Source organism: Micromonospora sp. NPDC047465 (assembly GCF_040643125.1).
Taxonomy (GTDB): domain Bacteria; phylum Actinomycetota; class Actinomycetes; order Mycobacteriales; family Micromonosporaceae; genus Micromonospora.
Genome location: NZ_JBEYTP010000008.1, coordinates 90,336 through 116,610, shown reverse-complemented (window position 1 = coordinate 116,610; position 26,275 = coordinate 90,336). Strand labels below are relative to the sequence as shown.

The 26,275-nt window shown below is 73.9% G+C and carries 26 protein-coding genes; 19 read left to right on the top strand and 7 right to left on the bottom strand.

The features are described 5' to 3' along the window. Positions 1-132: 132 nt before the first annotated feature. The gene (locus tag ABZ793_RS10585; protein ID WP_350703116.1) at positions 133-597 is read left to right on the top strand and encodes a hypothetical protein; all 465 of its coding nucleotides are present in this window, start codon (positions 133-135) and stop codon (positions 595-597) included. Positions 598-744: 147 nt separating this feature from the next. Here ABZ793_RS10585 and ABZ793_RS10580 read toward each other — a convergent pair whose 3' ends face one another. Beyond that, complete coding sequence (locus ABZ793_RS10580; protein ID WP_357455065.1) at positions 745-1,734, bottom strand: helix-turn-helix domain-containing protein; 990 nt, start codon at positions 1,732-1,734, stop codon at positions 745-747. Between the two features lie 52 nt (positions 1,735-1,786). Between ABZ793_RS10580 and ABZ793_RS10575 the strand changes: the two genes are divergently transcribed. Next, positions 1,787-3,091, top strand: coding sequence for an MFS transporter (locus tag ABZ793_RS10575; protein ID WP_357455062.1), 1,305 nt, complete (start codon positions 1,787-1,789; stop codon positions 3,089-3,091). A gap of 50 nt (positions 3,092-3,141) precedes the next feature. Here ABZ793_RS10575 and ABZ793_RS10570 read toward each other — a convergent pair whose 3' ends face one another. Beyond that, positions 3,142-3,426 carry a DUF427 domain-containing protein gene (locus tag ABZ793_RS10570; RefSeq protein WP_357455059.1) on the bottom strand — a complete coding sequence of 95 codons (285 nt, stop codon included), beginning with the start codon at positions 3,424-3,426 and terminating at the stop codon, positions 3,142-3,144. Between the two features lie 160 nt (positions 3,427-3,586). Between ABZ793_RS10570 and ABZ793_RS10565 the strand changes: the two genes are divergently transcribed. From ABZ793_RS10565 to ABZ793_RS10520, 10 genes are all read left to right on the top strand, one after another. Further along, entirely contained in the window at positions 3,587-4,987 is a 1,401-nt protein-coding gene (locus ABZ793_RS10565; protein ID WP_357455056.1) for an FAD-binding oxidoreductase, read from the top strand. Then, the gene (locus tag ABZ793_RS10560; protein WP_357455053.1) at positions 4,984-6,327 is read left to right on the top strand and encodes a class I SAM-dependent methyltransferase; all 1,344 of its coding nucleotides are present in this window, start codon (positions 4,984-4,986) and stop codon (positions 6,325-6,327) included. The genes ABZ793_RS10565 and ABZ793_RS10560 overlap by 4 nt, the downstream gene beginning before the upstream one ends. A gap of 87 nt (positions 6,328-6,414) precedes the next feature. Next, complete coding sequence (locus tag ABZ793_RS10555; RefSeq protein WP_357455050.1) at positions 6,415-6,972, top strand: helix-turn-helix domain-containing protein; 558 nt, start codon at positions 6,415-6,417, stop codon at positions 6,970-6,972. Next, the gene (locus ABZ793_RS10550; RefSeq protein ID WP_357455047.1) at positions 6,965-7,843 is read left to right on the top strand and encodes an SRPBCC family protein; all 879 of its coding nucleotides are present in this window, start codon (positions 6,965-6,967) and stop codon (positions 7,841-7,843) included. The genes ABZ793_RS10555 and ABZ793_RS10550 overlap by 8 nt, the downstream gene beginning before the upstream one ends. A 305-nt stretch (positions 7,844-8,148) precedes the next feature. Further along, positions 8,149-9,138, top strand: a complete 990-nt coding sequence (locus tag ABZ793_RS10545) for a CHRD domain-containing protein (RefSeq protein ID WP_357455044.1) — start codon at positions 8,149-8,151, stop codon at positions 9,136-9,138. 186 nt (positions 9,139-9,324) lie between these two features. Next, positions 9,325-10,188 carry a sugar phosphate isomerase/epimerase family protein gene (locus ABZ793_RS10540; RefSeq protein ID WP_357455041.1) on the top strand — a complete coding sequence of 288 codons (864 nt, stop codon included), beginning with the start codon at positions 9,325-9,327 and terminating at the stop codon, positions 10,186-10,188. Positions 10,189-10,236: 48 nt separating this feature from the next. Beyond that, a complete protein-coding gene (locus ABZ793_RS10535) occupies positions 10,237-10,470 on the top strand; it encodes a zinc-ribbon domain-containing protein (RefSeq protein ID WP_357455038.1) in 234 nt (77 codons plus the stop codon). Between the two features lie 268 nt (positions 10,471-10,738). Next, positions 10,739-11,224, top strand: coding sequence for a hypothetical protein (locus tag ABZ793_RS10530; RefSeq protein ID WP_357455035.1), 486 nt, complete (start codon positions 10,739-10,741; stop codon positions 11,222-11,224). A 113-nt stretch (positions 11,225-11,337) separates the two neighbouring features. Beyond that, the gene (locus ABZ793_RS10525) at positions 11,338-12,450 is read left to right on the top strand and encodes a hypothetical protein (protein WP_357455033.1); all 1,113 of its coding nucleotides are present in this window, start codon (positions 11,338-11,340) and stop codon (positions 12,448-12,450) included. After that, positions 12,447-14,069 carry a hypothetical protein gene (locus tag ABZ793_RS10520; RefSeq protein ID WP_357455030.1) on the top strand — a complete coding sequence of 541 codons (1,623 nt, stop codon included), beginning with the start codon at positions 12,447-12,449 and terminating at the stop codon, positions 14,067-14,069. Before ABZ793_RS10525 ends, ABZ793_RS10520 begins: the two co-directional genes overlap by 4 nt. Before the next feature lie 304 nt (positions 14,070-14,373). Here ABZ793_RS10520 and ABZ793_RS10515 read toward each other — a convergent pair whose 3' ends face one another. Then, a complete protein-coding gene (locus ABZ793_RS10515; protein ID WP_357455027.1) occupies positions 14,374-15,309 on the bottom strand; it encodes a S41 family peptidase in 936 nt (311 codons plus the stop codon). A 55-nt stretch (positions 15,310-15,364) separates the two neighbouring features. Here ABZ793_RS10515 and ABZ793_RS10510 point away from each other — a divergent pair, with 55 nt between their 5' ends. The 3 genes from ABZ793_RS10510 to ABZ793_RS10500 all read left to right on the top strand — a co-directional run bounded on the left by ABZ793_RS10510 (position 15,365) and on the right by ABZ793_RS10500 (position 17,065). Further along, positions 15,365-15,892 carry a winged helix-turn-helix domain-containing protein gene (locus tag ABZ793_RS10510; protein WP_357455024.1) on the top strand — a complete coding sequence of 176 codons (528 nt, stop codon included), beginning with the start codon at positions 15,365-15,367 and terminating at the stop codon, positions 15,890-15,892. A 98-nt stretch (positions 15,893-15,990) separates the two neighbouring features. Next, on the top strand, positions 15,991-16,749 hold the full coding sequence (locus ABZ793_RS10505; protein WP_357455021.1) for a MerR family transcriptional regulator: 759 nt from the start codon (positions 15,991-15,993) through the stop codon (positions 16,747-16,749). A 31-nt stretch (positions 16,750-16,780) separates the two neighbouring features. Continuing rightward, positions 16,781-17,065, top strand: coding sequence for an antibiotic biosynthesis monooxygenase family protein (locus ABZ793_RS10500; protein WP_357455018.1), 285 nt, complete (start codon positions 16,781-16,783; stop codon positions 17,063-17,065). A 78-nt stretch (positions 17,066-17,143) separates the two neighbouring features. Here the strand turns inward: ABZ793_RS10500 and ABZ793_RS10495 are convergent, their stop codons facing one another. Together ABZ793_RS10495 and ABZ793_RS10490 are read right to left on the bottom strand one after the other, a co-directional pair. Then, complete coding sequence (locus ABZ793_RS10495) at positions 17,144-18,394, bottom strand: serine hydrolase (protein ID WP_357455015.1); 1,251 nt, start codon at positions 18,392-18,394, stop codon at positions 17,144-17,146. Between the two features lie 77 nt (positions 18,395-18,471). Next, complete coding sequence (locus ABZ793_RS10490) at positions 18,472-20,007, bottom strand: gluconokinase (protein ID WP_357455012.1); 1,536 nt, start codon at positions 20,005-20,007, stop codon at positions 18,472-18,474. Between the two features lie 182 nt (positions 20,008-20,189). On the opposite strand from ABZ793_RS10490, the gene ABZ793_RS10485 reads away from it, so the two are divergent. After that, positions 20,190-22,568: an acylase gene (locus ABZ793_RS10485; protein WP_357455009.1), complete on the top strand. Its 2,379-nt coding sequence runs from the start codon at positions 20,190-20,192 to the stop codon at positions 22,566-22,568. A 247-nt stretch (positions 22,569-22,815) separates the two neighbouring features. Further along, positions 22,816-23,961: a hypothetical protein gene (locus ABZ793_RS10480; RefSeq protein WP_357455006.1), complete on the top strand. Its 1,146-nt coding sequence runs from the start codon at positions 22,816-22,818 to the stop codon at positions 23,959-23,961. An 88-nt stretch (positions 23,962-24,049) separates the two neighbouring features. Here ABZ793_RS10480 and ABZ793_RS10475 read toward each other — a convergent pair whose 3' ends face one another. Continuing rightward, entirely contained in the window at positions 24,050-24,607 is a 558-nt protein-coding gene (locus ABZ793_RS10475; RefSeq protein WP_357455003.1) for a hypothetical protein, read from the bottom strand. Between the two features lie 115 nt (positions 24,608-24,722). On the opposite strand from ABZ793_RS10475, the gene yidD reads away from it, so the two are divergent. Next, positions 24,723-25,178 carry a membrane protein insertion efficiency factor YidD gene (yidD, locus tag ABZ793_RS10470; RefSeq protein ID WP_357455000.1) on the top strand — a complete coding sequence of 152 codons (456 nt, stop codon included), beginning with the start codon at positions 24,723-24,725 and terminating at the stop codon, positions 25,176-25,178. A 68-nt stretch (positions 25,179-25,246) separates the two neighbouring features. Beyond that, the gene (locus ABZ793_RS10465; protein ID WP_357454997.1) at positions 25,247-25,738 is read left to right on the top strand and encodes a hypothetical protein; all 492 of its coding nucleotides are present in this window, start codon (positions 25,247-25,249) and stop codon (positions 25,736-25,738) included. A 78-nt stretch (positions 25,739-25,816) separates the two neighbouring features. On the opposite strand, the gene ABZ793_RS10460 is transcribed toward ABZ793_RS10465, so the two are convergent. Next, positions 25,817-26,269, bottom strand: coding sequence for a SitI3 family protein (locus ABZ793_RS10460; protein WP_357454994.1), 453 nt, complete (start codon positions 26,267-26,269; stop codon positions 25,817-25,819). Positions 26,270-26,275 lie beyond the last annotated feature (6 nt).

The window sequence follows — 26,275 nt, the reverse complement described above, 5'->3', positions numbered from 1 at the left end:
CGGCGTCCCGGTCGCCGTTGGCCGCGTTCGCCGTCCGCTGGCTCCAGGTTGAGGTCCCGGTGTGCCCCATCCGGGTGAACCACGTGCGGGAACGCTGGGGCGGACGGCGCGGGACGGGATTCACTGAGGGGCATGGACAGCGGGGCGTTGCGAGGGGCGTACGAGGAGGTGCTCGCCGAGGTCGACGCGGGCGGGTTCGGGCCACCGCCGGCCGGGCAGCTCAGCGCCGAACAGATCGTCGCCCACCTCGCCGCCAACGACGAGTTGATGACCGAGGCTACGGAGGCGGTCATCGCCGGTTCGCCGTTCGCGTACTACGACCTGGAGACCATCCACCGTCCGCAGGTGGACGCGCTGGTCGTCGAGTGCGGCGGGCTGGACGGGCTGGCCACCCTGCTGCGGGCCACCAGCCAGAAGCTCTGCGTGTTGACCGAGCGGCTCGGCCCGGCGGCGGAGACCCCGGTCGAGACGCACCTGCGCGAGGGCTTCGACCTGGTCGTCGACGACACCCTGCCCTGGGGCCGCACCCTCGACCTGCACACCCGCGTCCATCTCCCGAAACACCTGGCCCAACTCCGCATGCTCCGCACCCCCTGACCTGACCCGTCCCCACTCCGCGATCTCGCACCTGTCGCCCCGACAAACCGCGTGAAAGAGCGCGAATGCCGGGCCGAAAGCGCAAGATCGCGGGGAGATGGCGGGTGGGCGGGCGGGGCGCGGGGCGGGGAGGCGAGGGTGAGGGGGTCAGGGGTGGTGGAAGGTGCGGCGGTAGGTCGACGGGGTCACGCCGATGCGCTGGTGCAACTGTTGCCGGAGCGCCGCGGCGGTGCCGAAGCCGGAGCGTCGGGCGACCTGGTCGACGGTGAGGTCGGTCGTCTCCAGCAGTAGCCGGGCGTGGTCGGTGCGCTGCTGGAGCAGCCACTGCGCCGGGCTCATCCCGGTCTCCGAGCGGAAGCGCCGGGTGAAGGTGCGCACGCTCATCCGGGCCTGCCCGGCCAGGTCGCGCAGGCTGACCGGCTCGTGCAGCCGATGGCGGGCCCACTCCCGCGCCCCGGCCGTGCCCGCGTCCGCCGTCTTCGGCACCGGGCGCTCGATGTACTGGGCCTGGCCGCCGTCGCGCCACGGCGGGACCACGCAACGCCGGGCCGCCCGGTTGGCCACCTCGCTGCCGTGGTCGGTGCGGATGACGTGCAGGCAGAGGTCGATCCCGGCGGCCACCCCGGCCGACGTGAGCACCCGGTCGTCGGCGATGAAGAGCACGTCCGGATCGAGGTCCACAGCCGGGTGGAGCCGCCGGAAACGGTCGGCGTACGCCCAGTGGGTGGTGGCCCGCCGGTCGTCGAGCAGCCCGGCCGCGGCCAGCACGAACGCCCCGGTGCAGATGGACATGATCCGGGCGCCCCGTGCGTACGCCCCGCGCAGCGCGTCCGCCACCGCCGGGTCGAGCGTCCCGTCGCGCATCGGCGGCCCGCCGTGGATGCCGGGGACGACCACCGTGTCGGCGGCCTCCAGCAGTTCCAGCCCGTGGTCGGGGAGCACCTGGTAGCCGGCGGTGCTGCGCACCGGGAGGGCGCCCGCGGTGCAGGTGTCGACCACGTAGAGCGGTACGTCGTCGGCGTCGCGCGCGGTGCCGAAGACCTGGGCGGGGGTGCCGAGGTCGAGGCCGACGACCTGGTCGGTGGCGAGTACGGCGATCCGGTGCGGGCGGACGGTCATGGCCCGATTATTGCGCATGATGGCTTTCCGGCCACTCGTCGTCGGCCGGCCCGATCCGCAGACTCGACCCGTGACCCGACCTCGTCGCCTGCACCCGGCCTGGACCGTCGCCGCCGTCGCGTTCGTCGCGCTGGTCGGCGCGGCGGGCTTCCGCGCCACCCCCTCGGTGCTGCTGCATCCGCTGCACGCCGAGTTCCGCTGGCCGCTGGCCACCATCTCCGCCGCGGTCTCGGTCAACCTGCTGCTCTACGGGCTCACCGCACCGTTCGCCGCCGCGCTGATGGACCGGTTCGGCATCCGGCGGGTGGTCACCGGCGCGCTGCTGACGGTCGCGGCGGGCAGCGGGCTGACCGTCTTCATGACCGCGAGCTGGCAACTCGTCCTGTGCTGGGGCGTGCTCGTCGGGCTCGGCACCGGGTCGATGGCGCTGGCCTTCGTGGCGACCGTCACCGGGCGCTGGTTCGTGCACCGCCGCGGCCTGGTCACCGGCGTGCTCACCGCCGGCGGCGCGACCGGCCAGCTCGTCTTCCTCCCGCTGGTCGCCATGCTCGTCGACGCGCATGGCTGGCGGGCGGCGGCGCTCGTGGTCGCCGGGGCGGCGCTGGCGGTCGTACCGCTGGTGGTGTGGCTGCTGCGCGAGTACCCGGCGGATCTCGGCCTGCCCGCCTACGGCGCGGCCGAGGTCGTGCCCCCGACGCCGCCGGCGGGCGGGGCGGCGTCGCGGGCCGTCGGCGCGCTGGCACAGGCGGCCCGGACGCGGCCGTTCTGGCTGCTGGCCGGCGGCTTCGCGATCTGCGGCGCGACCACCAACGGGCTGGTCGGCACGCACTTCGTGCCGGCCGCGCACGACCACGGGATGCCGCAGACCACCGCCGCCGGGCTGCTGGCGCTGGTCGGGCTCTTCGACATCGTCGGCACGGTCGCCTCGGGTTGGCTGACCGACCGGGTGGACAGCAGGCTGCTGCTGGGCGCCTACTACGCGCTGCGCGGCGGCTCCCTGCTGGTGCTGCCGGGGCTCTTCGCGGCCACGGCCGAGCCGAGCATGCTGGTCTTCATCGTCTTCTACGGGCTGGACTGGGTCGCCACGGTGCCGCCCACGGTGGCGCTGTGCCGGGAGTACTTCGGCGCGTCCGGCGCGGTGGTCTTCGGCTGGGTCTTCGCCGCGCACCAGGTCGGCGCGGCCCTCGCCGCCACCGGGGCGGGGCTGGTCCGGGACCGGCTCGGCGACTACGCACCGGCCTGGTACGTGGCGGGGGCGCTGTCGATCGGCGCGGCCGTGCTGTCGCTGCTGCTGCGCCGCCGCCGCGAGGTGCCGCCCGCGCCGACCCCGGCGGTCGCCGCCGGGGGCCGGCGGGCGTGGAGCTACCGGGACTGACGGTCGGCGACCGTCCACTGCCGCTCCGGCCGCCGGTGCGGGCGGGTGGCTCAGTCGACGACCCGGACGTCCTTCCAGAACGCGACCCGGTCGCGGACCATCTCCGCCTCCGCCTTCGGGTCGGGGTAGTACCAGACGGCGTCGGGGCTGGTCCGCCCGTCGTGGACGAGCGTGTAGTAGGAGGCGGTGCCCTTCCACGGGCAGACGGTGTGCGTGTCGGACTCCCGGATCAGGTCGTCGCGCAGGGCGGTACGCGGGAAGTAGTGGTTCCCCTCCACCAGCACGGTGTCGTCGCTCTCGGCCACGACGATGTCGTTCCACACAGCTTTCGGCATGGCTCCCACGCTATGCCGACGGGACCCGCGCGGCCACGCGGTCGTCGGTCCGGAACCGCCGGATCCACCGCCCCGCGGGGCGGTGGCGCGGCGGTCGCGGCGCGAAACGGCCACCGTGGACATCCCACGCGGAAGAGCGGTGGGAGCGTACAGTGATCTCATGTGCGCGGTGCGTGTGGATCATCATCCGGTCGACCACGACGGCGCGGTGGCCCAGTTGCGACGGTCGTACGCGGCGGTGCCCGCGGGCGAACCGGTCCGGCTCGCCAAACGCACCTCCAACCTGTTCCGCCCCCGATCCGCCCCCCGCGTGCCGGGGCTGGACGTCAGCGGGCTCACCGGCGTGCTCGATGTGGACCCGGTGGCCCGCACCGCCGACGTGCAGGGCATGTGCACCTACGAGGACCTGGTCGACGCGACCCTGCCGCACGGGCTGATGCCGCTGGTGGTGCCGCAGTTGCGCACCATCACCCTCGGCGGGGCGGTCACCGGGCTCGGCATCGAGTCGACCTCGTTCCGCAACGGGCTGCCGCACGAGTCGGTGGTGGAACTGGACGTGCTCACCGGGGCCGGCGACGTCGTCACGGCCCGCCCGGAGGGCGAGCACGCCGACCTCTTCGCGGCCTTCCCCAACTCGCTCGGCAGCCTCGGCTACGCCACCCGGCTGCGCATCGAGCTGCAGCCGGTACGCCGCTTCGTGGCCCTGCGCAACGTCCGGTTCACCCGGCTGGAGGCCCTCACCGAGGCGGTCGCCGAGGTCACCGCGACCCGCTCCTGGGCGGGCGAGGCCGTGGACGCGATGGACGGGGTGATGTTCAGCCCCGGCGAGGCGTACCTGGTGCTGGGCGCCTTCACCGACGACGCCCCGCACGTCAGCGACTACACGGGTCAGGACATCTACTACCGGTCGTTGCGCCGGCGCACAGGCGACGCCCTGACCACGTACGACTATCTCTGGCGCTGGGACACCGACTGGTTCTGGTGCTCGGCGGCGTTCGGCGTGCAGCACCCCGTGGTCCGGCGGATCTGGCCGGCGCGGTGGCGGCGCAGCGACGTCTACCACCGGCTGGTCCGGTTGGAGCACCGGCACGGCGTGGCCGCCCGGATCGACCGGCTGCGCGGCCAGCCGGCGCGCGAGCGGGTGGTGCAGGACGTGGAGATCCCGCTGGACCGGACGGCGGAGTTCCTGCGCTGGTTCGCCCGGGCCGTGGGGATGACCCCGGTCTGGCTGTGCCCGCTGCGGCTGCGCGAGCCGGCCGGCCCGGAATCGGCCCGCGCCTGGCCGCTGTATCCCCTCCGGCCCGGGCAGGACTATGTGAACATCGGCTTCTGGGGGAGCGTGCCCATCGCGGGCGGCGCCGCCGACGGCGACGTCAACCGGGTGATCGAGCGAATGGTGTCGGAGTTGGGCGGGCACAAGTCGCTCTACTCCGACACGTACTACGACCGGGAATCCTTCGACCGGCTCTACGGCGGCACGACGTGGCGCGCGGTGAAGGACCGCTACGACCCGGACCACCGGCTCACGGGACTGTACGAGAAGGCGGTAGCACGAGAATGAGCCTGACCGATCGAGACCAGGGAGCGGCGAGCGCTCCCGCCTCCCCGCCGGCGGGGGGCCGGCGCCCGGGTCCGCGCGTGGCGGACGTCGTCCGCGCGTTGACCACCGGGGGCCTTCCGGTGCGGGTCACGGGGTACGACGGCAGCGCGGTGGGCCCGGCCGACGCCGGGATCACCCTGTCGATCCGTTCCGAGCGGGGCCTGACCTACCTGCTCACCGCCCCTGGCGACCTGGGCATGGCCCGGGCGTACGTCAGCGGCGACCTGGCGTTGCAGGGCGTGCACCCGGGCGACCCGTACGAGGCGCTGCGGGTGCTCAAGGACGAGCTGCGGCTGCGTACGCCCCCGCTGGCCGAGGCGCTGGCCCTGGTGCGCGGGCTGGGCTGGGAGCGGCTGATGCCGCCGCCGCCCCCGCCGCAGGAGGCGCAGCCGCGCTGGAAGCGGCTGGTGAACGGGCTGCGGCACTCCCGGATCAGGGACAGCACCGCGATCTCCCACCACTACGACGTCTCCAACGCCTTCTACGAGAAGGTGCTCGGCCCGTCGATGACGTACACCTGCGCGGTCTTCCGCTCGCCCGACGACACGCTGGAGCAGGCCCAGGCGGCCAAGTACGACCTGGTGGCGCAGAAGCTCGCGCTCAAGGCCGGGATGCGCCTGCTCGACGTGGGCTGCGGGTGGGGCGGCATGGTCCGGCACGCGGCCCGCGAGTACGGCGTCAGGGCGCTCGGGGTGACCCTGTCCCGGGCGCAGGCCGAGTGGGCCCGGGCGGCGATCGAGCGGGAGGGGCTGACCGGCCTGGCGGAGGTGCGCCACCTCGACTACCGGGACGCGCCGCGCGAGCAGTTCGACGCGGTCTCCTCGATCGGGCTGACCGAGCACATCGGGGTGCGCAACTACCCGGCCTACTTCGCCGCGCTGCGGGACCGGCTGCGGCCGGACGGGCGGCTGCTCAACCACTGCATCACGCGGGCCGACAACCACGCGCCGCACCGCTCGGGCGCGTTCATCGACCGGTACGTCTTCCCCGACGGCGAGTTGGCCGGCCCGGGGCGGGTGATCAGCGAGATCCACGACGTCGGGCTGGAGGTGCAGCACGAGGAGAACCTGCGCCGGCACTACGCGCTGACGCTGGCCGGCTGGTGCCGCAACCTCGTGGAGCACTGGGACTTCTGCGTCTCCGAGGTGGGGCCGGGCACGGCCCGGGTGTGGGGCCTCTACATGGCCGGCTCCCGGCTGGCGTTCGAGCGTAACGGCATCCAGCTGCACCAGGTGCTGGCCACCCGCAACGGCCCGGAGGGGGCGAGCGGCTATCCGCTGCGCCCCGACTGGCTGCCCTGATCCGGACGAAAGCCGCGCCGGCCGGCCGGCGCGGCTTTCGTCGAACTCATTGACAAACAAATTTTGTACGTACAAACTGATTTTGCCATGAGAGATGTCCTGTACCTGGAGCAGATGGAGCAGGCCGAGGTCCTGCTCAAGCCGCAGCGCGTCGAGGTGCTGCGGCAACTGGCCGAGCCGCGCACCTGCACCGAGGTCGCCGCCCGGCTGGAGCAGACGCCGCAGCGGGTCTACTACCACGTCAAGCAGCTCGTCGCCGCCGGGCTGGCCGAGCAGGTCAGCGAGCGCAAGGTCCGCGGCATCACGGAGGGCATCTACCAGGCCGCCGCCCGGTCCTACTGGCTGTCGCCCCGGCTCGTCGGCCGGATCGGCCTGCGCCGGGCCCGCGACGAGCTGAGCCTCGGCTACCTGCTGGACCTGATGGAGGAGGTCCAGGCCGACATCGCCGGGCTGGACCGCGCCGCCCCCGAACTCCCCTCGGTGGGGGTGGCCGGCGAGATCCGGGTGCCGGCGGAGCAACGCCAGCAGTTCCTGCACGACCTGCAGACGACCCTGCAGGACCTTTTCACGCGCTACGGGGGCGCCGAGGGCGACGCCTTCAAGCTCGCCGTGGCCTGTTATCCGAAGGGGAAAGACCGTGAGTGAACCGATGAAGCTGCCCGCCCGCCTCGCCGCGCCGGTCGCCACCGTCCGCCGCGCCCTGACCGACCCCGGCGAGTTGCGCGTCTGGCTCGCCGAGCACGCCGAGGTGGAGCTGCCGCACCGGTACGAGTTCTGGGGCCGGCACACCCCCGAGGGCGACGCGCCGCACCAGCGGCTGCTGCACGTCGACGACAACACGCTGCGCTTCGCCTGGCTGCTCGACGGGGTCGAGACCACCACCGAGTTCGACCTGCGCGCCGAGGGGCCCGACAGCACCGTCCTGACGCTGGTCCAGAGCCACTTCGACTTCGCCGAGGCGATGAGCGGCAGCAGCATCCGCGGAGTCCTGCAGACCTTCTGGAGCCTGTCCATCGCCAACCTGGCCGCCCACCTGGAGGGCGACCCGCTGCTGCCGAAGGTCGACTTCACCTCCGCCGACCTGCGCGGCGAGCTGCTGATCGACGCGCCGATGGCCAAGGTGTACGAGTCGCTGACCGACTCCGAGCAGGCCAGCGCCTGGTTCGGCTACCCGATCGGCATCGAGCCCTGGGTCGGCGGCCGTTACGCGATGGGTGGCTTCGAGACCGGCTACGCCGCCAAGGTCGTCGACCTGGAGCCCGGCCGGAGGGTGTCGGTCGACTGGGGGCCGAGCGGCGTCAGCACGTGGGAGCTGGCCGAGTCGCAGGGGAAGACGAAGCTGACCTTCGTGCAGTCCGGCTTCGACGAGCAGAACCCGCCGTACGGGGCCTGGGCCGGGTCGCTCTCGGGGCTGTTCGAGCTGCGCCGCTTCCACGAGATGAAGGACTGGCAGCCCATCTGGCTCCCGGCCGAGGTGCCGGGCCTGGAGCCGGAGGTCGCTCAGGCGACGAGCTGACCTCGGGAGCAAGAGCCCCCTGTCACCCCATCGGGGTGCAGGGGGCTCTTGCCTGTCCAAGTGCCGCAGAGCCGGTGCAGGCGGTCCACAGGTCGCGAAAGTCTCTCACGGTCGGATCGGGGAAGCCGCGACGGCATATGGGGAATATGGGACAATTTCACCATAGGGGCGCCTGCTCAGCCTGAGCCGTCGGCATCGTGACTCCGTTCTCGGCTGAACGGCGCCTTCCGCCTGCGCCTCCGACGGATCGGTCGACGGCCGTCCGTGAGCTTGGGCCAGGCATCGCCTAGGAAGGAGCAGCAGTGATGGTGGGACGTACTCGACTGTGGGCAGTTGCGGTGGCGGCCGGCGCGGCGGTGGCGGCGGTCGCCGCCGGAAACGCCGCCATGGGTGACGGACGGGACGACTCGCGCGACAAGCACGAATCGCGAGAGTCGCAGAACTCGTGGGACTGGGACGACTCGCGGCGCGGTGAGGACACCGTCCGGGCGAAGCTCAGCGGCTACCAGGAGGACCCGCTCACGATCTCCACGCCCGGTTCGGGCCGGTTCGAGGCGCACATCGACGAACGGAACAAGGAGATCAAGTGGCGGCTGAGCTATGACGACCTGAAGGACGTCGAGCAGGCGCACATCCACTTCGGAGGAAGACACCAGAGCGGCGGTATCGCCGCCTTCCTCTGCTCGAACCTCAAGGACGCGAAGGGTGGCGCGCCACAGGGCGTCCAGGCATGCCCTCCCGCCCCTGCCAGGATCGAGGGGACCATCAGGCCCGCTGACGTGGTGGGCCCCGCCGACCAGGGCATCGAGCCCGGGGAGTTCGACGAGCTTGTCGACGCGATCGAGGCCGGCGTCACGTACGCCAACGTGCACACCAAGAAGTACCCGAAGGGCGAGATCCGGGGCCAGATCAAGAGCGACGAGCGGGACCACGACAAGCGTGACGACTGGGGCCGTGACGAGGAGCGCGACGAGTGGGGCCAGGACAAGGGTGACGACTGGGGCCACGACAAGCGTGACGACTGGGGCCACGACAAGGGTGACGACTCGGGTCGCGACGAGGAGCGCGACGAGTGGGGCCAGGACAAGGGTGACGAGTGGGGCCAGGACAAGGGTGACGAGTGGGGCCAGGACAAGGGTGACGACCGGGGCCACGACAAGCGTGACGACTGGGGCCGTGACGAGGAGCGCGACGAGTGGGGCCAGGACAAGGGTGACGACCGGGGCCAGGACAAGCGCGACGACTCCGGCGAGCAGAAGCGCGACGACTGGGACCGGCAGATGAGCGACGCCTGACAGCGACGTACTCATCGTCGGCCGTCGTGCCTGTGCGAGCCTGCCGTCGCGGCGGGCGGGCCACGGGCCCGGCAGGGGCATCCGCTCGTCCTCGACGAGCGGATGCCCCGATGTCGGCCGGTCGTGGCGCCCCACAATCCTCTACAGTCGACGGATCCGTCGACTATGGAGGGTGAGAGGGCGGGCATGAGGATCGGCATCAACACGTGGGCGTGGGTCGCGCCGCTGACCGACGAGGCGCTCGCCCGGCTCGCCCCACGGATCAAGGCGTGGGGCTTCGACGCCGTCGAGCTGCCCATCCAGGCCCCGGGCGACTGGGATCCCACGGTGGCCGCGGAGCTGCTCGCCGGGCTGGACCTGGCCCCCGCCGTCTGCGCCGGCCTGCTGCCCGACCACGACCTGCTCGCCGACGACGAGCAGGTCGTACGGCTCACCGAGGACTTCGTCCGGCACTGCCTGCGGGCCGCGAGCCAGGTGGGGGCCGCCGTCGTGGCCGGCCCGCTCTACGCGCCGGCCGGTCGGACCTGGCTGCTCGACCCGGACGCGCGACGCGCCACCACGGCGCGCCTCGTGGACCGGCTCCGGCCGCTGGCCGCCGAGGCCGCCGAGCGGGGCGTGACGATCGCCCTCGAACCGCTCAACCGGTTCGAGACCAGCCTGCTCAACACCGTCGAGCAGGCGTTGGAGGTGGTCGACGGGATCGACGGCCTGGGGCTCGCGCTGGACACCTTCCACCTGAACATCGAGGAACGCGACCTGCCGGCGGCCATCCGGACGGCCGGTGACCGGCTCGCCCACGTACAGGTGTGCGGCAACGACCGCGGCGCGCCCGGCGGGGACCACCTCGACTGGCCGGCGATGCTGGCTGCCCTGGCGGACATCGACTACTCCGGCCTGCTGAGCATCGAGTCGTTCACGGCGCCGGCCCTGGCCGTGCCGATGTCCGTGTGGCGACCGCTCGCCACCGGCCCCGACGCGCTCGCCGTCGAGGGGCTGGCCTTCCTGCGCGGGCTGTCGGCCGTGCCGTCCGCCGGGAATTTCCGCTCCTGACCCCGGTCTGGGGGTGATTGCGGGCCCGGCAGTGGGTACTGCCGGGCGATGTTCTTCATCTTCGGGCTCCGCACCAAGGTCAGCCGGTCGGGCGTGGTGCAGCAGGTCTGCCGCAACTGCGGCAACCACGCCGCCCAGGTGATCACCCGCCGGTCGACGAAGTTCAGCCTGTTCTTCGTCCCGATCATCCCGATCCGCACCCGCTACGTGCAGCAGTGCACCTTCTGCGGCGCCCAGTACGACATCCCCAGGTCCGAGGCCGAGCGCCTCGCGGTCGGCTGAGCCCACCGATGGCCCGCTTCCTCTGCTGGCTGATCGGCCGGCAACCCGCCGCTCCCGCCCCGGCGCCCGTGCACACCGTCTCCCGGCCGCCCTGCACCCCGGGGCGCCGCCGGCGTCGCCGAGACCGCCGCCCGACGGCCGGCACCGCCCTGCCCCGCTCGCCCTGGAACCGCTCCTTTGGCCGGTGACCGCCGCGTGACCTGTGCCGGCGTCAGCCGGCCCGACAGCGCGCCCCGGCCCGCGTGCCGGGGCATGCCAGGATGTGGCGATGTCGTATCCCCCTCACCCGTCGTACCCGCCGGGGCCGGGCGCGGTCACCCCGCTGGTCGCGTACCCCCACCCGATCCCGCCGCCCCCGGGCCACGCCGTGCTGGTCGTCTCGGTCAACCGCGGGCCGTACCTCGTCCCCGCCCCCTCGACCAGCAAATTCAAGGTCGACCGCCAGGTCGTGCCGATTCCCGGCGAGGGCACCTGGCACGTGGCCGTCCCGGCGGGCCCGCACGACGTCCGCTACACAGACTTCATGGGCATTCCCGTGATGACCACCGCGCTCGTCGCCCATCCCGGCGCGGTGCACCAACTGTCGTTCCGCTTCGGCGGGTGGCGCAACCGCGTCCACGACGGGCACGGCACCGACGTGACGAAGTTCGGGATGTGGTCGAACTACAGCATCCTGCTGGTCACCCTCCTCGTGCTCGGCGTGGTCTGCTGTGGCGGCTTCGCGCTCCTGGCCGGTCTCTCCGGCTCGGCCTGACCGGGCTCCGGCTCGCGCGTGGCCGGGCACGCGCGCACCGGGCGGCGTCCCGCGCTCTTCCCGCCGGGGCGTCGCCCGGCGCGACCGGCGGGGACCGCCTATCGTGGCGGATCGTGACGAGCAGCGAGGAGCGACTGGCGGCGATCCGCGGCGGTGTGCCACCCAGGCGGCACAACGCCCGCACCATCGCCGCGCTGACCGGCAACCCGGGCTGCACCCGGCGGGCCGTGCTGGACGGCGCCGGGGTGGACAAGCCGAAGTTGGCCGAGCGGATCGGTTTCCCCGCCCGGTTCGGGCAGTCCCGGTTCGCCATCACCCGCGGCAACGCCTTCGAGGCGCAGGTCAAGGCCGACGGCGGGGCCGAGCTGCTGCGGCTGGTCGCCGAGCGGTTGGGCGTACCGGTGCCGGCGGCGGCGACCTGGACGGACCTCGGCGACGGCGTCGAGGACGACACGGCAGCCCGGCACCGGCGCTCCGCCGAGCTGCTGACCGGGGCTATGCCCGGCGACGGGACGGGCGACGCCGCCGCGCTGTTCGACCATCCCCTGCTCGGCCTGGACGTCGCCGGCCGCCGGGTGCACCTGGAGCCGGACCTGGTCGCCGCCCGGCTCGCCGGCCGGTTCCACGTGGTCGAGATCAAGTCGTTCCCGGTGGTCGACGGTCAGGCCGACGCGGCCAAGGTGTCCGCCGCCGCGACCCAGGCCGCCGTCTACGTGCTGGCCCTGCGCGAGCTGCTCGCGTCCGCCGGCCACGATCCCGAGCTGGTGTCGCACGACGTGGTGCTGGTCTGCCCGCGGGACTTCGCCAACCAGCCGGTGGCCAGCCTGGTCGACGTGCGCAAACAGTTGCTGGTGCTGCGCCGGCAGCTCGACCGGATGGCCAGGCTCGACGCGCTGCTGACCGCCGTGCCCGAGGACTTCACCGCCGACCTGACCGCCGAGCCCGCGGCGCTGCTCGCCGCGCTGTCCCGGGTGGAGGCCCGCTACGCGCCGGAGTGCCTGGCGGCCTGCGAGCTGGCGTACTTCTGCCGGCACGAGGCGCGCGGCCACAGCGGGGCGCTGGGCCGGCCGGTCCGGGAGGCGCTGGGCGGGATCGTGGACGTCGACGAGGTGCTGGCGCTGGCCGCCGGCGAGCGCACGCCGGACCCGGGGCAGGAGGAGGCCGCCGCGCTGCTGCGGGCCGCCGCCCGGCTGCGCGCCGACGCCCTCGCCGGGACCCCCGCATGAGTACGCTCCGCGCGCTCGCGAGGGCGCAGGCGCTCGCCGCCGGGGTGGCCCAGCCGGTGGCGACCGTCCGGCACCTGCATCTGGCCGAGCGCCCGCTGGTGCTGGTGCCGCTGGCGATGGCCGGCGAGGCGAACGCCCCGCTGGCGGCGCTGGTCGGCGACGCGCCCGACGCGGCGCGGCTGCTGATCGTGCCGCAGCCCCGCAACCGCGACCAGCGGTACCGGTTCGCCGCCGAGCTGGCCGCGACCGTGCTGCCGTACCTGGACGGGTTCCGGGGGGTCGCCGAGGCGGTGCCGGTGGACCGGGGCAGGGACGTGCGGTACCGGTACGTCGACGCCCCGCAGCTGCTGGTGCCGAACCCGGCCGGGGTGACCTTCCTGCGGCTGCTCGGCCGCTCCACCCGCTTCCGTCGCCCCGACGGGGAGTATCCGGTGCATCCGTCGGTGCCGGTGCTCGGGCGCTGGCTGACCTTCTTCGCCGAGCGGGCCGAGCATCCCGGCTCGTCGGCGCTGGTGGCGATGACCGACGCGCTGACCCTGCACTGGGCCACCGGGCAGAGCGTGGTGGAGGACCTGCACCTGTCGGCGCTGCTCGGCTGGATCGACCCGCCGGCCGGGCTCACCGGCCCCGAGGCGGCGGCCCGGGCCGAGGACCCGGCGCTCTGCCCGCCCGCCGGGCCGGCCACCGACCCCGACTTCGACAACCACCGCCTCGCCCCGGCCATCGCCGCGTACGCCGCCGCCGAGGACGACGCGGAGGCGCGCGCCGGGGCGTACGCGGAGCTGGAGCGGCTGCTGCGCGACCAGCTCGCGCCCACCTGGGAGCTGATGTGGCGCGGCGTGGGGTTGCTGCGCGGCCTGCCGCCGGGGGCCCGGGTGGCCGGCCGGTGGGACGGCGACAAGGACGCGTTCACCGGGTACGCCGAGCACGTCGACGCGGGCGGCCCGCCGCAGCCCCGCCGCGACGGGGCGGTGGCCGCCGCCCAGCGGCTGCACCGGCTGGAACGGGCCCTGACCTCGTACGCCGTCCAGCGAGCCTACGACGACCCGCTGGTGATGGCGGAGCACCGGCTGACCGGCGAGGCGTTCGTGGGCGAGGTGATCCTGGCCGACCCGAAGCGGGTGGACGACACCGGGAAGCGGCCGGTGCTGCGTCCCCGCGTCCAGGTCGTCACCACCGAGCCGGTGCCGATGCCGGTCGGCGCCACGCTGTACTCGCCGGCCCGGCCGGCGCAGAAGGCCAAAGTGGTCTTCGTGACTCCGGCGGCGGACGGCAAGACCGAGGTGGTGCTGGAACTCTCCGGCGGGATGGGCCGGGGGCTGACGGCTCCGCCGGGCACCGTGCCCGAGGTGGGGGAGCGGCTCTGCTACACCACCCTGTCGGACTCCTTCATGCCGGCGGGGACCTTCCCTGCCGTCGAGGAGACCCCGTGGACCCACGGGGGCCCACCGGTCCCCGCGCCCGCGCCCCCGGACCCCGGCCCGGCCCCCGCGCTGCCCGGCCCCGGCCCGGCCCTTGTGCCTGGGTCGCACGACCCCGCCTCGGGCTCCACCGATCGCGCGGTCGCGGCGGTCTCTTCGGCCGACGTGTACGGCGACCCCGACGAGGAGTGGGCCTGACCGGCTGACGCGTCGGTCTCCCACCCGCCCGGACCCAGGCTGGACTCCCGCCGCCGGCCCAGCGCCAGGTGGCCGGAACTTGCCGCCACTCTCCGTTACCTTCGTGCGTGGCCGGGGCCTACCCCCTCCGCGCGCTTTGCTCTGCACCCACCGACGCGCCAGGCACGCTGCGTGAACTACGTGAACTGCCCGTCGATTGGACATGTCCAGGTCAAGACCCGTGGTGCGGTGATGGGTGCAGAGCAAAGGGGCGACAGGGTAGTGCGGCCGTCGGCCGCGGCGTGACGCTGCGTGACGAGGGGTGCTAGGTCACGGTGGGTGATGGCGGGGCGGCGCGCAGGATGGTCCGGTGGGCGGCGTCGAGCGCCTCGGCCGCGGGCACCTCGACGTCCGGCACGACGCCCGTGCCCTCCCAGTTGGTGCCGGAGACCGGGTTGACCGGGCTGGCGACCGGCACCGAGAGGTGCAGGTGCGGATGGACGGGGAACCCCGTCCGGGGGTGGGCACCGCCCCCGGTCCGCTCGCCGACGACCGTGGCCCGGCCGTGCTGCTGGAGCGCGTAGGCGAGCGACTCGCCGCCGGAGAAGGTCGTCGCACTGGTCAGGACGGCCAGCGGTCGGTCGCCGCCGAAGCGGGCTCCGGCCAGCGGTGCGGGGCTCCAGAACTGGCGGTCGGGCAGGTGGCGTTGGCGCATGGTGTAGAGGTGCGTCGGGCGGTCGAAGAGGTGCCCGCAGACCAGCGCCTCCATCTCCGGGTCACCGCCGATCGTCTCGCGCAGGTCGAGGATCAGGGCGTCGGCGTCGGCGACCAGGCGCAGCGCGGCGGTCATCGCCTCCCCGGCCAGGGTGGGGGAGAACAGCGCGGGCTCGATCCGCAGCAGGCCGACGTTGTCGGGCAGCCGCTCCACCCGGTGGATGCCGCCCAGGCTGGCCCGGGCCATCCCGGGCAGCGCGTCGGCGAGCGGATCCCCGCCGTCCTCCGGCAGCGGCCGGTCGTGGAACCTCACGCCCAGGTGGCGGTCGCCGGTGATCGACTGGAGCGTCCGGGTGAGCGTGTCGGCGAGCGCCGACCAGGACTGTGCCTGCCGGTGCCGGTCGGCCTCCGTCCGCAGGAGCCCGGCGAGCCGGGCTGCGACGTCGGCGAAGACGTAGTGCTCGCCGACCAGGCAGGCGGTGCGCTCGACGACCTCGGTGATCTCGATCTGTGATGCCGGTTGTTCCCGTGTGTCGAGGGTTGTCATGTGCGCAGTAGAGCAGCGCTTTGACAAAGCGTCAAGAGACGTAGACACTTTCGTCATGACGCCGACGCCTGCGGAGCAGCCGCTCGACGACCTGCTGGAGGTCACCACCCCGGCACAGTTCAAGGCGCTCGGGCATCCACTGCGGCAGCGGCTGCTCTTCGCGCTCGGGCAGCGCCCCGCCACCATCAGCCAACTCGCGGCGGCGCTCGGCGCGGCCAAGGGCAACGTGGCCCACCACCTCAAGGTGCTGCGCGACGCCGACATGGTCCGCGTCGCCCACACCCGCCAGGTCCGCGGCGGCACCGAGCAGTACTACCAGCGCAGCGCCCGACGGATGCGCGTGGCGCCCGGCCACGCCGCCGCGACCGCCGCGATGCTCGGGGCGGTCGCCGAGGAGGTCTCCGCGGCGCCGGGCGAGCCGCTGCTGCACCTGCGCCACCTGCGCCTCACCGCGGCCCAGGCCGAACGGCTCGGCGCCGCGCTCAGCGAGCTGCTCGACACCGCCGAGGACGCCGGCGAGGGCGAGGACCGCTACGGCGTGCTGGTCAGCCTCTACCGGCAGACCCCGCCGCCACCCGCCTGACCGGTCCCGCCGGCTGGACGTCGTCCGCGGGTCCAGAATCGGGCTTGACCCTCACGTAACGGCAGGCGGGAGCCTCGGTGGCGGAAGGGAGGGAAACCATGGCGTACACGGTGGGACAGGTTGCGAAGTCGGCCGGGGTGACCGTGCGGACGCTGCACCACTACGACGAGATCGGGTTGCTCTCGCCCAGTGGCCGCAGCGGCACGGGCTACCGGCGCTACGACGACGCCGACCTGGAGCGGTTGCAGCACATCCGCTACTACCGGGAGCTGGGGTTCCCGCTGGAGGAGATCGCCGCGATCCTCGACGACCCGGCGAGTGACCCGGCGACGCACCTGCGCCGCCAGCACGAGCTGCTGACCGTACGGATCAAGAGGCTCCAGGAGATGGTCACGGCGATCGAGTTCGCGATGGAGGCGAGCAAGTTGAACATTGCACTGACCCCGCAGGAGCGGTTCGAGGTCTTCGGCGACTTCGACCCGGAAGCGCACGCCGAGGAGGCCGAGCAGCGGTGGGGCGGCACCGAGGCGTACCGGGAGTCGAACCGGCGCGTGTCCCGCTACACCAAGGACGACTGGCTGCGGAACAAGGCCGAGAACGAGGACTGGGGGCGGCGGTTCGTCGAGGTGATGTCCTCCGGCGCGCCGGCGGACAGCCCGGCGGCGATGGAGCTGGCCGAGGAGCACCGGCAGCTCATCAGCCGCTGGTTCTACGAGTGCTCGTACGAGGTCCACACGGGGCTGGCCGACATGTACGTGGCGGACGAGCGGTTCACCGCGTACTTCGAGAGGATCAGGACGGGGATGGCGGCGTACCTGAGCGAGGCCATCCACGCCAACGCGATCAGCCGCGCCTGATCGTGCGGTCCGTCCGCTCCCTGGAGGTCACGTGCTCATCGTCGCCGGCAGTCTCTACGTCGACCCTGACGAGCGGGACGCCTACCTCGCCGACTGCGTCGAGGTCGTACGGCAGGCGCGGTCCGCGCCGGGCTGCGTCGACTTCGCGATCAGCGCCGACCTGGTCGAGCCGGGCCGGATCAACGTCTACGAGCGCTGGGAGTCCGACGCGCAGCTGCTGGCCTTCCGGGGTGCGGGGCCGGCCGAGGAGCAGGCGGTGGCGATCCGCGGCGCCGAGGTGCACAAATACCGCATCTCCGGCGTCGAGGCTCCCTGACGGGGCCGGCCGGACGCCTTCGCGCCCGGCCGGCCCCGGATCCCCGGCGAGCACCCTGGAGCCGCCGGCCTGAGCTGTTCACCGTCCATCGGCGACGTAGTCGTAGACGGTGCGGGCGAGGCGGCGGACCACCTCGTCGCCGGTGGCGATCGGGCCGGCGGTGAGGAACGCGACCGCGACCTCGGAGCCGGGGATCAGGTAGTACCCCACGTCGTGGGAGGCGTCCGGCAGGTCGCCGGTCTTGTGGGCGACCGGGACGCCGGGCGGCAGCGCGGCGGGGATCTTGGTGTTCAGGGTCTGCCGCCGCATGAAGTCGATCAGCAGGTCCCGGGAGCCGGGCGTGAGGATCTGCGCGTCCCAGACCGCGCCGAGCAGCGAGACGACGTCGTCCGGGCTGGTGTAGTTCTCCTCGCCCCGCCGGGCGGCGTCCTCGTCGAGGAACTTGCGGGCCAGGATGGTCTGCCACTGGTTCATCGAGTCCGCCAGGGCGTTGACCGGCCCGAACCCGCGCAGGTAGCCGATCAGCACGTTCGCGGCGGTGTTGTCGCTGTAGACGATCGTGTACTCGGCGAGCCGACGCAGGCTCACCACCTGGGGGAACGTCTCGTGCTGGAGCTCGCCCGTGCCGTCGACCACGTCGGCCGGGGTGACCAGCACGCCCTCGTTCAGCGACACCTGGCCGCAGTCGACCCGGCGCAGCAGCTCCACGAGGATCCACAGCTTGATCACGCTGGCCGCCTTCGGCCGGAACGTGCCGTTCACCGCGACCTGCTGGTCGCCGTACCGGCTGGAGAGATCGCGGACCGCGACGCCGGCCGGGTTGGTGCCGGCCGTGGCGTCGACCACCTGCCGGAGCCGGTCGGTCAGCGGCAGCAGCCGGCGGCCGGCGACCGGGTCGGTGGGCGGCGGGGGGTCGGTGACCACCGGGCCGGCCAGCCGCTGCGGCCGGGCGCCGGGGCGGGCCACCTCCAGGATGCCCCACCGGCGGCCGACGAGCGGGACGTCGTAGGCGTAGGTCGTACCGTCGAGGGTCAGCGTGCCGCGCGCGGACCGGCCGACGACTCGCATGTCCGGGTCGGTGGCGCGGCCGGTGTCGCCGTCGCAGGCCCGGTAGCGCACGGTGCGCGTGCCGGTGTCCACCGAGAACACCCCGCCGGGGAAGGGCAGCCAGGCCGCTGTGCTGGCCGGCGCGCGCCCGGGCCCGGGCTCCGGCCCGCCGCCGTCCGCCGCCGCCGGCCCCGCCGCCAGCGCCAGCAGGGTGACGACCGCCAGCGGTACGCGCACCGCGCCCCGCCAGGAAGACGAGCGCCTCTTGTCGGTTTTCCTCACGTTTGTACGATATGAAGGCGGGCGGGGCGGCCGGCATCGTGCCCAGCGGTGTCACCCGTCCGGGGCGCGGGCGGTGGCTACCGCGGCGGCGGTTCCGGCGGCAGGCCCGGGGCGAGCCGGCGCAGCGAGGTGAACGTGGGGACCAGCGCGTTGTACAGCTCGGAGAACAGCGGCAGCAGGGCGGCGTACGTGGCGGCGGCGGCCGGATCGGGGCGGACGGTCTCCTCGATGTGCACCAGGTCGGCGGCGACGTCGACGGAGGCGACCAGCCCCAGCGCCTCCATGCCGAGCAGCGCCGCCCCGAAGCTGGAACCCTCGCGCTCGACGGGGAAGCGCACCGGCATGCCGAGCACATCGGCGAGCATCTGCCGCCACAGCGGGCTGCGGGCGAACCCGCCGCTGGCCCGGATCTCCCGCACCTCGTTGCCGGCGGCCCGCACCGAGGCCAGCACCAGCGCCAACTGCTGGCAGACCCCCTCCAGGCCGGCCCGCACCAGGTGCGCGCGGCGGTGTCCGTGGGTCAGCCCCACGTACGCGCCGCGCGGCAGCGCGCTCCAGTGCGGCGCCCGCTCGCTCAACAGGTACGGCAGCATGATCAACCCGCCGGAGCCGACCGGGGCCTCGGCGGCCACCGCCAGCAGCTCCTGCTCGGCGTGCTCGCCCAGCTCCGGGGCGAGCGCGTCGCCGGCCCAGTCGAGCACGATGCCGCCGTTGTTGATCGCGCCCCCGACCACCCAGCGCTGCTCGGTCAGCGCGTAGCAGAACACCCCGCCGAGCGGGTCCACGCCGGGGCGTTCCACCATCACCCGCATCGCGCCGCTGGTGCCGATCGTGCAGGCCATGACGCCCGGGGCCACCGCGCCGAGCCCGAGGTTGGCCAGCGGGCCGTCCCCCGCGCCGACGACCACCTTCGTGTCGGGTGGCAGCCCGGTCGCGGCGGCCGCCTCGGCGGTGAGCCCCGGCAGCACGGTGGTGGTGGGCACCAGTTCGGGCAGTTGCTCCTCGGTGATCCCGGCGATGCCGAGCGCATCGGAGTCCCAGGAGAGCTGCTGGATGTCCATCAGGCCGGTGGCGGAGGCGACCGAGTGGTCGGTCACCAGCGCCTCGCACAGCCGCAGCATGATCCAGTCCTTGATGCCCACCCAGTACGCCACCCGCCCGAACAGCTGCGGATCCTGCTCGGCCAACCAGAGCAGCTTGGGCAGGGGCGCCATCGGGTGGACCGGGGTGCCGGTGCGGCGGTGCAGCGCCAGCCCGGACGGGACCGCCCGCAGCCGCTCGGCCTGCCGGCTGGCCCGCGAGTCGGCCCAGGTGAGCGACGGGGTGAGCGGGTTGCCGTCGGCGTCCAGCCCGATCAGGCTGTGCATCGCCGTGCTGAACGCCAAGCCGGCGATCGGCCGGCCCAGTTCCGCCACGACCGCGTGGATCGACTCCAGGACCGCCGTGTGGATGCGGCGCGGATCCTGCTCGGCCCAGCCGGGGTGCGGCTCGTCGAGCGGGTAGCCGACCGAGCGGTGCAGGAGTTGCGTGCCGTCGACGTCGTACGCGACCGCCTTGGTGCTGGTGGTGCCGATGTCGACGCCGACCACGACGGCGCGGAGCGGCTCGCTCACCGACTCCACCCCCTCGCCGTACGCACGGTGACACCGGCTGCCGCTGACGTTACCGAGCGTCCCGACGCCCCGCAGGGGGAACAGGCAGTCCACGATCAGCCCTTCCCCGGGCCGCCCCGCGGCACCAGAATGCCGATCAGCGTGAATGTTCTGCACGTTCACTCCGACGGGGAGGAAACAGGATGAGGCTGAAGCCGGCCGGCGCGGTGCTCACCGCACTCGCCACGGTCCTCACCACGGTGGTCACCGGCGTCCCGCCGGCCGCCGCGCAGCACGGCGACGGCGGCTACTCGGCGGAGATCCGCCGGGCGTCGTACGGCGTCCCGCACATCACCGCCCGCGACTTCGCCTCCCTCGGCTTCGGCGTCGGTTACGTGCAGGCCGAGGACAACATCTGCGTCATCGCCGAGAAGATGGTCACGGTCAGCGCCGAGCGGTCCCGCTTCTTCGGCGCGACCGGCCCGACGGACGCGAACGTGCGCAGCGACCTGTTCTTCCGCAAGGCCATCGACGAGCGCACCGCCGAGCGGCTGCTCCAGGGGCCGCGCGACGGCGTGCACTCCCCGTCGGACGAGGTCCGCGACCAGATCCGCGGCTTCGTCGCCGGCTACAACCACTACCTGCGCCGCACCGGCGCGGCGAACCTCACCGACCCGGCGTGCCGGGCGAAGCCGTGGGTGCGCCCGCTGACCGAGCTGGACGTCTGGCGCGCGAGCTGGGCCAGCATGGTCCGGGCCAGCTCGCGGGCGGTGCTCGACGGGATCGCCGCCGCCGCCCCGCCGACGGCGACCGGCCCGGCCGCCGCCCTGGACGCGCCGGGCGCGGCGGCGGTGGTCGCCTCCGCCGACGGCGCGCCCGCCGGGGTGGGCAGCAACGCGTACGGGCTGGGCGCGCAGGCCACCACGCACGGCGGCGGGATGGTGCTGGCCAACCCGCACTTCCCGTGGGAGGGCGCCGAGCGCTTCTACCGGATGCACCTCAAGGTCCCCGGCCGCTACGACGTGGAGGGCGCGGCGCTGGTCGGCGACCCGATCGTCGAGATCGGGCACAACCGCACCCTCGCCTGGAGCCACACCGTCTCCACCGCCCGCCGCTTCGTCTGGCACCGGCTCGCGCTGGTTCCCGGCGACCCCACCTCGTACTACGTGGACGGTCGGCCCCGGAAGATGACCACCCGCACCGTCACCGTGCGGGTGCCCGGCCCGGGCGGCGCGACGGTGCCGGTCAGCCGCACCTTCCACGACACCCACTTCGGCCCGGTGGTCGTGGTCCCCGGCACGTTCGACTGGACCGCCAGCAGCGCGTACGCGATCACCGACGCCAACGCGAACAACAACCGCGCGTTCGACGGCTGGCTCCAGATGGGCCGGGCGAAGACGGTGCGGGAGCTGAAGCAGGTGCTCGACCGGCACCAGTTCCTGCCCTGGGTGAACGTGATCGCCGCCGACGCCCGCGGCGAGGCGCTCTACGCCGACCACTCGGTGGTGCCCCGCGTCACCCACGAGCTGGCCGCCGCCTGCATCCCCGCGCCGTTCCAGCCGCTCTACGCCGCCAGCGGCCAGGCCGTCCTCGACGGCTCCCGGTCGGCCTGCGCGCTCGGCCGGGACCCCGACGCGGCCGTGCCCGGCATCCTCGGCCCGGCCAACCTGCCGGTCCGCATCCGCGCCGACTACGTGACCAACTCCAACGACAGCCACTGGCTGGCCAACCCGGAGGCGCCGCTGGAGGGCTACCCGCGCATCATCGGCACCGAGCGCACCGAGCGCAGCCTGCGCACCCGGCTCGGCGTGGAGCAGGTGCGGGGGCGGCTCGCCGGCACCGACGGGCTGCCGGCACGGGGCTACACCACGTCCCGGCTCTGGCAGACCGTCTTCGGCAACCGCGCGTACGGCGGCGAACTCGTCCGCGACGATCTGGTGGCGCTGTGCACCGCGCGCCCCACCGCGACCGCCTCGGACGGGACCACGGTCGACCTGCGCGACGCCTGCGCGGCGCTGAAGGGCTGGGACCTGCGCGTCGACCTGGACAGCCGGGGTGCGCACCTGTTCACCGAGTTCGCCCTGTCCGGCGGCATCCGCTTCGCCGACGCGTTCGACGCCGCCGACCCGGTGCGTACGCCGAGCCGGCTGAACACCGCCGACCCGCGCGTGCTCACCGCGCTCGCCGACGCGGTCCGCAGGCTCGCCGGCATCCCGCTCGACGCGCGCCTCGGCGACGTCCAGACCGAGCCGCGCGGCGACGGGCGCATCCCGATCCACGGCGGGCGCGCCGAGGCCGGCGTCTTCAACATGATCATCAGCCCGCTGGCGCCCGGCGTCGGCTACCCCAAGGTGGTGCACGGCTCGTCGTTCGTGATGGCCGTCGAGCTGGGCCGGGACGGCCCGTCGGGGCGGCAGATCCTCACCTACTCGCAGTCGAGCAACCCGAACTCCCCCTGGTACGGCGACCAGACCCGGCTCTACTCGGGCAAGGGCTGGGACACCATCAAGTACACGGAGGCGCAGATCAAGGCCGACCCCAACCTGCGCACCTATCGGGTGGGGGAGGGCCGCCGCCACTGACCCGTCCCCGCGCCGCGCCTCGCGCCCGCCGGATCACGCGGATCCGGCGGGCGCGTGGTCGGGGGTCGGCCGCGCCCGTCCGGCGACACGCCCGACGGGTGCGGTTCGGCCCGGCGAAACCCGCCTATCGTCCGATTTGGTCCGCCGATCGGCCATTTTGCCCCGTTGCGTCGTGTCCGCGCCGGCCGTTGTCACCGTTGACACCGATGACACCCCGGTTGGTGGCCTGCGCGGCGAAGGAGTCGGCGTGGCAAGGACTGAATCGACGGGTTCCACGTGGCGGTACCGGTGGGCGCACCGGCAGAACGAACGACTGCGGCGCGAGTTCCGCGGCGCCGAGCAGGCATGGCGACGACGCGACGACGAACTGCGCCGCCTGCATACCCTCGCCGAGGAGTTCCACGGCTCGACCGCCGCGGGCGCGGGGCTGCCCCTGGAACTGGCCCCCGACGAGGTGGTCTTCTGGGTGCTGCCGGCCGCGCAACTGGTGGAGGTCCGGCACACCGCCGTGCTGCCCGCGCCGGACCTGACAATCGCCCCGGAGACCGCCCCGCTGCGCGCTCGCAGGCCCGACGGCGTCCGCGTCGCCGACGCCGGGATGGCGGTGATCACCAACCGCCGGCTCGTGCTGCTCGGCGGGCGCGGCCGGCGCGACTGGGCGTACGGGAAGATGACCGGCCTGGCCCACGACCCGCACGCGCCGGTCACCCTGATGCAGGTGCTGGACCGGCGGCGCACCTCCGGGCTGATGCTCCCCGCCGACGTCGCCGCCGACTTCCGGTTCAAGCTGGCGCTGGCCTTCGCCGACGCCATCGAGCAGCGCGGCGCGGTGCTCGACCAGATCGACGAGGCGATCGCCGAGCACGCGCAGCTCAAGCCGTTCCGGCCGACGGTCGCCACCCCCGGGCAGGCCCGGCCCTTCGCGTTCGTGCCCGGCGGCCGGCGCACCGTGGCCGTCGCCGCCGGCATCGCCCTGCTGGTGCCCGCCGCGCTGCTCGACACCGACCCCGCCGACCCGACCGGCTCCGAGGTCGCCGTCGCGGCCACCCCCGCGCCCAGCGGCACCGCCGCCCCGAAGACCGCGCCGCCCGTCGCCCCGCCGAAGGCGGCGAGGGTGTCCGCGCCGCGCCGCGACACCACGTCGCCCTCGCCGACGCCCGCCCGGGAGCGGCGGTGCGGCGCCCCCGCCAACCCGATGGGGTACGACTTCTGCGGCGGCAACCGCATCCGCAAGCCGGCCGTGGGCATCTGCGACTGGTTCGACTGCGTCCCCGAGTTCTGGGCCGGGCGGGGCTACCTGGTGCAGTGCCGCGACGGCTCGGTCAGCCTCACCGGCGGGCGGCGCGACGCCTGCGCCGAGCACGACGGGGTGCGCCGCACGGTCTGGAGCTGACCCCGGCGGCGGGTGTGACGCGGCCTGCGGTACGGCCCCGCCGCTCAGCTCAGGCACCGCAGGAGGCAGCAGGCCCGAGGAGGGCCGCTCAGCGCAGGCGTTGCAGGGGGAGCAGGCCGGCGAGGATCACCGCGGCTGCGAGGGGCAGCAGGTCCAGGTCCACGGCGATCCCCACGAACCCGAGCAGCACCGGCACCGGCACCCACGCCGGCAGCAGCCGGGGTCGCGTGGTTCCCGCCCGCACCAGCAGGGTGAGGATGCCGACCTGGAACAGCAGCGGCCCCAGCACCATGGCCGGGTCGGGCAGCGCGGCGGCATCGGCCAGCCCGGGGAACAGGTCGCCGAGGACCACCCACACGAACGCGGCCACCCCGACCAGCCCCAGCACGGCCGCCGCCTCGGTGAGGACCCGTTGCCGGGGCGCGACGGCCAGCAGCAGCCGGCGCAGCCCGACGACCAGCGCGCCGAACAGCAGGATCCCGACGAGGAAGAAGGTGTGGCCGACGTCCCACGCCCAGCCGTCGCCCCGGTCGCCGTCGAGGCCGTCGACCAGGCGGAGCAGACCGTAGAGCAGCAGGAGTGCCGGGCCGCCGACGGCGGCCGCCGGCACGAGTCTCGTCGACGTCCGGGCATCGGTGTCAGTCATCCACCCAGCGTCGCGGCCTGACCGGCCGCGCTCCATCCGGGACTTCCCGCGTCGGCCCCCGACCCGCCACCCCGAGCGCCGCCCGAGGGTCCGGGGGTGGCGCGCCCTTCGCATGATGTTCCCCGTGATCAACGACAAGCACGACCGGCACCGCAAGAAGAAGCGCGACTACTGTGGCGGGTGCAGTTGCGACGTGCCCAACTGCGACGTGCCCAGCTGCAACTTCGGGCTCTTCTCCACGCTGCTCACCCTCGGCGCGCTGCTCGCCCGGCTCGTCGCGCCCGGCCGGCCGCCGGCACCCACGGCCGCTCCCGCCGGGCGGGCGCCGCTGGCCGCTGCCCCCGGGCGAGCGCCGCTGGTGGACCGGGCCGGCCGGGCCGCGATCCTCGGCTACCGGCGCTGGCTGTCGCACCGCTGGCCGGGGCAGTGCCGCTACACCCCCACGTGCAGCGCGTACGGGCTGGCCGCCGTGGAGCGGTACGGGCTGGCCGTCGGCGGGCGGATGGCCGCCGACCGGGTGCGCCGCTGCCGTCCCGACGTGCCGCGCGGCACCCACGACCCGGTGCGCTGACCCGGGGATGCCCCTGACCTGCGGAATATCCCGCCCGCCCGCGCTCCCGGTTCGGCCATGATGGGGCCATGGAGATCCGCTCCGACGACGGCGCCCGGGTGAGGATCCGGCCGGTGGGCTACCAGCCGGGAGTCGAGCCGCCGGACGACCCGGACGAGGCGGCGGACTGGGACGACTGGCTGCTCGTCGAGACCGACGCCCGCACCGCCGACGGGCAGGCGTGGTCGCACTACACGCCCTGCCTGACGGTGTCCGAGGCGTACGCGCTGGCGGGCTGGCTGCGGCAGCAGGCCGAGACGACCGGCGACCCGGCGGAACCCTTGGCGGTGGTGCGCTTCACCGAGCCGAACCTGGCCTTCCGTACGCGGGTGCTGCGCCGCCGCCGGCTGGCGCTGACCGTCGAGTTCTCGTACGAGTCGCTGCCGCCGTGGATGCGGCGGCAGCCGCTCAGCGCGGTCTACCCGCTGACGCTCACGGTCTCCGCCGGGGCCCTCGCGGTGGCGGCGGAGCAGTGGGCGCGGGAGGCTGGGGCGTACCCCCGCCGGGTCGCCGCCTCCTGACTGCCGCCGACCCGGCCGCGACCGTGCGCGTGCTGCCTGCGGCGGTGTGGGCCCATTCCCTCCGCCCGGTTGCGGCGGCTACGGCCGGACGATCTCATCGTCCGCCTCATGGTGGCTCCACCACGTCGGCCGGTGTTTGCTCAACCTCCCCGCGACGCGGGTCAGCAGCAGCAGGTTGTGGTTGAACACGAGGGCCGCGTCCTCGCTTCGTTCATCCAGGACCCGAGCAGTGGTCGCCAGCACGTTGGGGATCCCCTTGTCGGCCAGGACGTCCTTGCGCATGTAGAAGTCGATGTCGACGTACGTTTCCGGCTCCCACACCCACAGCGAGCCGTCGTCGTCCTCGGCGTCGTAGTAGCCGTGGCTGCCCGACGTGATGTCGACGACGAAGCCGCGTTCCTCGTTGAGCGCGGAGGTGAGCATGCGGTTGCCGGACAAGGTGCGCGACTCGACGGCGTTCGGTGCGGCGAGTTCAGCCACCTCGTCGAGGGGGATCTCGCCTGCCAGCGTCAACCGGAACTCAACAGCCATCCTCGC